9 protein-coding genes and 1 riboswitch are annotated in these 6479 nt (G+C 57.3%); of the genes, 8 read left to right on the top strand and 1 reads right to left on the bottom strand.

The annotated features are described in order from the left end of the window. The 6 genes from KI810_RS11550 to KI810_RS11525 form a co-directional block, all read left to right on the top strand. A partial coding sequence (locus KI810_RS11550) for a sodium:solute symporter family transporter (RefSeq protein ID WP_425513898.1) occupies nucleotides 1–630 on the top strand: 630 nt, incomplete at its 5' end. Between the two features lie 86 nt (nucleotides 631–716). Beyond that, on the top strand, nucleotides 717–1946 hold the full coding sequence (locus KI810_RS11545; RefSeq protein WP_214175689.1) for a putative nucleotidyltransferase substrate binding domain-containing protein: 1230 nt from the start codon (nucleotides 717–719) through the stop codon (nucleotides 1944–1946). Between the two features lie 180 nt (nucleotides 1947–2126). Continuing rightward, complete coding sequence (locus tag KI810_RS11540; protein WP_214175688.1) at nucleotides 2127–2762, top strand: hypothetical protein; 636 nt, start codon at nucleotides 2127–2129, stop codon at nucleotides 2760–2762. 109 nt (nucleotides 2763–2871) lie between these two features. Next, the gene (locus KI810_RS11535) at nucleotides 2872–3156 is read left to right on the top strand and encodes a hypothetical protein (RefSeq protein ID WP_214175687.1); all 285 of its coding nucleotides are present in this window, start codon (nucleotides 2872–2874) and stop codon (nucleotides 3154–3156) included. 64 nt (nucleotides 3157–3220) lie between these two features. Continuing rightward, complete coding sequence (locus KI810_RS11530) at nucleotides 3221–3799, top strand: ComEA family DNA-binding protein (RefSeq protein WP_214175686.1); 579 nt, start codon at nucleotides 3221–3223, stop codon at nucleotides 3797–3799. A gap of 45 nt (nucleotides 3800–3844) precedes the next feature. Next, complete coding sequence (locus tag KI810_RS11525) at nucleotides 3845–4252, top strand: YidB family protein (RefSeq protein ID WP_214175685.1); 408 nt, start codon at nucleotides 3845–3847, stop codon at nucleotides 4250–4252. 124 nt (nucleotides 4253–4376) lie between these two features. Here the strand turns inward: KI810_RS11525 and KI810_RS11520 are convergent, their stop codons facing one another. Next, a complete protein-coding gene (locus KI810_RS11520; protein ID WP_214175684.1) occupies nucleotides 4377–4790 on the bottom strand; it encodes a hypothetical protein in 414 nt (137 codons plus the stop codon). On the opposite strand from KI810_RS11520, the gene KI810_RS11515 reads away from it, so the two are divergent. Together KI810_RS11515 and KI810_RS11510 are read left to right on the top strand one after the other, a co-directional pair. Next, the gene (locus KI810_RS11515) at nucleotides 4774–5154 is read left to right on the top strand and encodes a hypothetical protein (protein WP_214175683.1); all 381 of its coding nucleotides are present in this window, start codon (nucleotides 4774–4776) and stop codon (nucleotides 5152–5154) included. The genes KI810_RS11520 and KI810_RS11515 overlap by 17 nt on opposite strands. Nucleotides 5155–5253: 99 nt before the next feature. Continuing rightward, a riboswitch (cyclic di-GMP riboswitch) is annotated at nucleotides 5254–5329 on the top strand. 88 nt (nucleotides 5330–5417) lie between these two features. After that, nucleotides 5418–6431, top strand: coding sequence for a DUF4382 domain-containing protein (locus tag KI810_RS11510; RefSeq protein ID WP_214175682.1), 1014 nt, complete (start codon nucleotides 5418–5420; stop codon nucleotides 6429–6431). Nucleotides 6432–6479 lie beyond the last annotated feature (48 nt).

Raw genomic sequence — 6479 nt, 5'->3', positions numbered from 1 at the left:
GTCAACGTCATCAAGGACGGCCATGCCGACCAGCACGAGCAGGTCATGGCGGCACGTATCACGTCGCTGTGCGTCGGTGCCGTCGGCATCATCATCGGCATCGCCGCCGAGAAGCAGAACGTTGCCCACCTGGTGGCGCTGGCTTTCGCCGTCGCCTCCTCCGGCAACCTGCCGGTCGTGGTCATGTCGCTGTTCTGGCGCAAGTTCAACACCGCCGGTGTCATCTCCGGCCTGCTGGTCGGCACCGTCGCCTCCATCGCCCTGGTCATGGTTTCCCCCAACATGACCTATCCCAAGGTAATTGCTGCCGGTGCACAGAAAGTGATCACCGCCATGGAGGCCAAACAGGCCGCCCTGCCTCCGGGAGCCACCCTTGACGAGAAGGATATGAAGGCTCTGGACAAGGCCCGGAAGGACTTCGAGAAAAACAAGGACGGCAAGTCCATCCTTGGTCTGGACAAGCCGATCCTCAAGCTGAAGAACCCGGGCATCTTCTCCATCCCGCTGGGCTTCCTGGCCGCCATCATCGGCACCCTGGCCTTCCCGAGCCGTCGTTCGGAAGAGATGTTCGACGAGATCTATGTCCGCCAGAATACCGGCATCGGCATGGCCAAGGCGATCGACCACTAAAAACCACGTGTTTTACCTGTATTGTGTGATACTATCGGGGGAAGGTTCGCCTTCCCCCCTTTTTTTATGTAATTCTGGATATATGTATGCCCGAACACCTTGACCGCATAGAAGAACTTCCCCCGGATGACGTGCTGGCCAACATCATGCGGCGAATCCGGGGTTTTCTTCCTCTCCTCGATCAGGACGAGATCCGCTACTTGCTGGAGACGCTGCATGCGGACGCCAGCAGGGAGATCGGCGCTCTCCAGGAGTTGGCAGGCCGTCAGTCCGCATTGCTGGTGCAGGTCCGGGAAGCCTCCTATGAATCGCTCAAGCAGATTCATGAGTATCTTAATAACCAGGAACTGGAGCGTTTCCTGAAGATACAGTCGGTCACGTCACTCCACAGGAACTGCACCGAATACCGTGATATGCTGGCGGGCCGGGCTGTGGAGCTGGTTGCCCGGGAGATGGCGGGCAAGGGGAGAGGTACCCCGCCGCTCCCCTTCTCTCTCGTCAGCATGGGGAGCGATGGACGGGAAGAACAGACGCTCATTACCGACCAGGATTATCTCATCGTCTATGCCGACGACGGGGGAGAGGAGGCAGATGCCTGGTTCCGGGATTTTTCAGAGCTGCTCGTGGAGCGCCTGGCGGAGATCGGTTTCAAAAAATGTACCGGCGACATCATGCCGACAAATCCTACCTGGCGAGGCTCTCTGTCCCAATGGCGGAAGCGACTCCTCTCCATCGTCCGGTACGAGTTCGAAGACTACGCCAAAAACCTCATGGACCTTATCGTCCTTTCCGATGCACGGTATGTCGCGGGAGACCGGGAACTCGCCCAGTCCCTCGTCGAGTTGATACGCGGCCTGGAACAGGATTACTTCCAGGTCCTCTGGGGGATGGCCAAGGCCGCCACTGAAATGAAGCTGGCCATCGGTTTCATGAAGCGTATATGGGTAGAAGGGTCTGGCGAGCACAAGGGAGCCTTCAACCTGAAGCTTCTTGCCTGGGCCCCGCTGGTTATGAACGTGCGGATACTCGCTATCAATCAGGGGGTTCCCGCCACCAGCACCCTCCGTCGCATCGAACTCCTCCAGGAGCAGAAAAATCTATCCGCAACCACCGCCGGCGATCTCATAGAGGCCTACCACGTGCTCACCCGCCACCGCATCCTCCTCCAGATCAAGGTTATCAAGGGGATACAGAAGGATTCCTATTATCTCAACCCTTACGAACTTTCGACCGATGAGCGTGAACAGATACGGAGTGCCATCCTTCGTATTGAAGAGCTGCAGAAAATTATCCACACCAATTTCTCCATCATGTAACCCCGCCGGGAATCACTCGAATTCACCCATGGCATGATTCGTCCCCGTTCTCTCCCGTTGACATGGCTTTCGTGTATGTGTAGTAATGAAAAAATCCAATGTAATGGAGTAGGCAGTCTTGAGCGTGACAGCCGTGAAAATGACTGGCGCTGCCGATGGTGTCTCAGAGAGGAAGAGTTTATGACGCAGGACAAGGATGATCGGAAACGGCCGCACCTGCGGCTGGTTGTGGATAATGCGGAGAAGCGGGCCGGCAGACCGGCGGACAAAGGAGAAGAATTCTTCCCCCTGGAAGATCTTCTGGCCCGCCGCGATGACTTCAGAACCCTCTTTTACGCGGGACTGAGCCCCTGGCAGGCAAAGGCGTACGAAAAGCTGGAGCGATTTTTCTCGGTCCGGGAGTGGTCGTATGGCCTTGATCCCGAGCATGGGAGGCTTGTGGTGCTCCCCATTGGCATGGTCTGTCCCGAAGCGGTTGAGTACGGGAGTGCCCCCCAGGACGAGGTGCTCGTCTATGTTGTGGAAGACCTGGAGGGAAACGGCCTCAGTCTGTCTGTGGAGATGATCCTTCCCTACTTCAGTGAAGACGAAGCGGTGATGGAGGAGGCGTTCCTCTACTCTACCCCCGTCCACCAGTACGGCACCATATTCCTCGAGGAAAACCGCCAGGACAACCTGCTCGATCTCATGTATCGCCTGACCTTCCCCCTCTTTCCTCCTGCGATGTCCACCCGCCTCCTGGAGCGGCTGTTTTCTGTCGCCGCCTTCGAATTCCGGGAGACCTGCCGGATTCTCGCCGAGTACCCGGAGGGATGATTCCCCCTTTCGTCGGCCGGCAGGGGGGGCATGTGGCATGTCTCCTTGACATTTGCCGATCTGCTGGTATCAATAACCTACTAATCTTTGTTCGTGAAAGGAGTCTAACATGAAGATCGCTGCTGCACTCACGGGGATCGCCCTGCTGGCCGCTTCCACTGCCATGGCCGCCGGGACCAAAACCTACCAGGTGACGGGGCCGGTGCTCGAGGTAAAGGAAGATGTCGTGGTGGTCCAGAAGGGGAAGGAGAAGTGGGAGATCGCCAAGGACAAGGATACCAAGGTGACGGGGGACCTGAAGGTGGGAAGCAAGGCGACGGTATCGTACACCATGAAGGCCGCGACCATTGAGGCAAAGGGCGACGCCAAGGGAGATGCAAAGAAGAAAAAGTGACACCAGCAACGGCATTTCATGTCATGCGAGTTTGTAATGGCCCACAAAAAGCGAGGAGGAACAGATGAAAATGTACCGCGTATTTGCAGCAATTATAGCAATGATGGTATTTGGCGCCGTATGTCATGCTGAAACCAAGGCGGTTCCCAAGGCTGAGGCGAAAAAAGCTGGTGCAGCGGCGAAGGTGGATCTGAATTCCGCGTCTTCTGCGGAACTGGAGACGCTCCCCGGCATCGGTTCCGCGACGGCGAAGAAAATCATCGCCGGCCGCCCCTATGCCGCGGTTGGCGACCTTGCCAAAGCGGGGGTTCCTGCAAAGACCATCGAAAAAATTACCCCCCTCGTCATCGTCGGTTCAGCAACGGCTGCCCCTGCGAAACCTGCGGCTCCCAAGGCGCTTGGGCTGCCGGCTGCCGCCCCGGCAAAGGCCCCGGCAGCTACTCCGGCCGGTGCAGCCGCCAAATCCGCCAAACCTGCCACACCCCCGCCGGCCGGCAAGGACATGGTCTGGGTAAACATGGACTCCAAGATTTATCACAAGCAGGGAAGCAAGTGGTACGGCAAGACCAAACAGGGGAACTACATGTCCGAGTCAGAGGCGATCAAGGCGGGCTACCGGGAGTCCAAGTCGGGAGCCAAGTAGAGTCCTGGCACCGGGACATGGTGCTAACGGAAAAAGGAGATTACCATGGGACTGTTGGACGAGTTGGTTGGGAAAGCATCCAGCATGCTGGGTGGTGAGGGAGAGCAGTCCGGGCTCGTGGGTGGAGTCATGGAAATGCTTGCCAACAAGGATACAGGCGGTCTGGGAGGGCTGGTACAGTCGTTTCAGGAGAAGGGACTGGGAGGCGTCATCTCCTCATGGATCGGGACGGGAGAGAACCTTCCCGTTTCCGGCGAGCAGATCCAGCAGGTGCTCGGCAGCGACATGGTGCAGAATCTGGCAGCAAAGGCTGGCATTGCTCCGGAGGAAGTGAGCGGGAAGCTTGCGGAGTTTCTTCCCGGGATCATCGACAAGATGACGCCGGATGGAACCATACCCGAAGGGGGATTGCTGGAAAAGGGGCTGGAATTTCTCAAGGGGCGGATGTCCTGATCTGGCTGATATATCAGTTATGTAAAGAGCCACCCGGTTGGGTGGCTCTTTTTTTATCCTCATGGCCAATGGGAAACCCAGAACGGGAAACTGCATGCCAGGGGCAAAGCAATGAAATTGACATTCAATATTGTCGGGTGTAGAGTTGAATCAGGAAGAACGTTTTTCCTGAAAGGTGGGTTAAGTCATGAAAGGCAGCATGGGAAATACTAAAATCTGTAACGTCGAGGACGCGTCCGAACGCCGGAACATGGCAGCGCACGCCACATTCTCCTGTGGTCGCTGCGGTGTCCGGGCCGATGCAGCGGCAAATGTCTGTGACCCGGTAGTCATCTCCGACAGCGGCACATTCGGCGAATAAATGAGTGATGTCCGAGAAAGGTAAGGCCCGCAGATGCGGGCCTTTTCCGTATCCATTGCCGGCAAAACTGCCATCGCCTGCCGCAGAGCGCCCCAGCTGCTCTTTTGACGCCAATGCTCTGACATGGTAAAGTGTCCCTGTCTGGAGAAGGGAGGAATTCATGCGGAATATGCTCATGGGTGCCATGCTGGCGCTTTTTCTTGCCGTGCCGGCATGGGGGGATGAATCGATCAAGGAAAAGGGGAAAGAGGTGGGGCAGGCCTTCAAGAAGGCAGGGAAAGAGACCGGCCAGGCCTTTAAAAAAGGGGGCAAAGAGGTGGGGCAGGCCTTCAAGGAAGGAGGAAAGGAGGTCGGTCACGCTTTTAAGGAGGGTGGCAGGGAGGTCGGCAAGGGATTTAAGGAGATGGGGAAGGAGACGGGGAGAGAGACGAAGGAGGCGGGCCGGTCCGTGGGGCAATGGTTCCGTGATGCGGGACGGAAAACCGGTGAGGCGTTCAGGCAGATGGGACGGGATATCAGGAGGTTTTTCAAAGGAGAATAGGTGCCCGCAGTTGCGAGGGTGCCTGGTCGTCGCGAAGGGGAGTTGACATTCACCCCTTTTTTGCTTTACTTGCCATACAAAGTCTCTATCGGAGATGATACACGATACTACTCAACCATCCGCGAGGATGGGGCGGAAAGCCTACGGGTCTCACCGAGACAGCCGGGTTGCCGAAATATCATCCATATTTCTGCCCCGGCTGTTTTGTTTGCAAGAGTGTGGCGGGGTGGAAAGGGACAATCTATCCTCTGGAGGTATTTGTCATGGCGCACAGGTTATTCAAGGGATTGGGGCTGGCAGGCGTGGCAGTGCTGGCGATTTTCGCAGTGAGCCAATTGCCGGGTTGCGGTGGCGGGGGAGGTGGCGGTGCCACGACGCCGTCCGGATCGTTACAGGTCGCACTCACGGACAAGCAGCGCGATGATTTTCAGCAGGTGGTTGTGACAATCCGCGAGGTGAGGGTAGTTCCGGCCGGCATGGAGAACGCGCAGGACAACGATGCACGTCTGCCGGTGGTTGTCAGTTACGCCGTACCGCACACGGTCGACATCCTCTCCCTTCATTTCCAGCAGGAAATTCTGGGTACCATTACGCTCCCTGCAGGGACCTACAGCCAGGTCCGTCTCATCCTCGAACCCAACCCCACCGGGGGGGTCCCGCCGGTCAATTACCTCACCCTGAAAACTGACCTGTCGCCGACACCGGTCAAGTATCCTCTCAAGACCCCCAGTGCTCAGCAATCGGGGCTCAAGGTGCTCGGACAGTTCACGGTGAAACCGGGGGTCCTCAACGCCATTATCCTCGATTTTGACCCGAACACCGCCATCGTGGTCCGCGGCAACGGCGACTATAACCTCAAGCCAACCGGTATACGTATCATGGAGGTATTTTCGTCTCCTGCAACTTCCGGTTCGATTTCGGGGATGCTCAGATCGCCTGCATTCAAACCGCTGTCGAGTTCCACCTTTAAATCTTGGTCAAGCGCAACGGTAGCGGTCGTGCCGAGGAATGCCGCAGCCGCAGCTATCACATCCGGCATCGTTTTCAGTGATTACAGCGGGGCAGGGGTATGGAAGGCCCCCTTTGTGGCATTTGTGCCCCCCAACAACTCTGCGGTCATGCAGTCCGCGAATTACAAAGTGTTCGTTCAGGCTTATCGCGACACCAGGATGCTGAAGCCGGCCTTCAGGCTCTATTCGTCCCCCCTCATGAGCGTAAATTCCGTAGGCGTTGACTATCCGGTGCCACCCGACGGCGTCGTGCAGTTCATGCCGTAGATGCTGCCCCGGTTCGAACTGAACGAAGAAGGCCTGCCGATTGGCAGG

Source organism: Geomobilimonas luticola, assembly GCF_018476905.1.
Classification (GTDB): domain Bacteria; phylum Desulfobacterota; class Desulfuromonadia; order Geobacterales; family Geobacteraceae; genus Geomobilimonas; species Geomobilimonas luticola.
The sequence above is the reverse complement of the archived record's forward strand: the minus strand, read 5'-3'. Positions and strand labels throughout refer to the sequence as shown.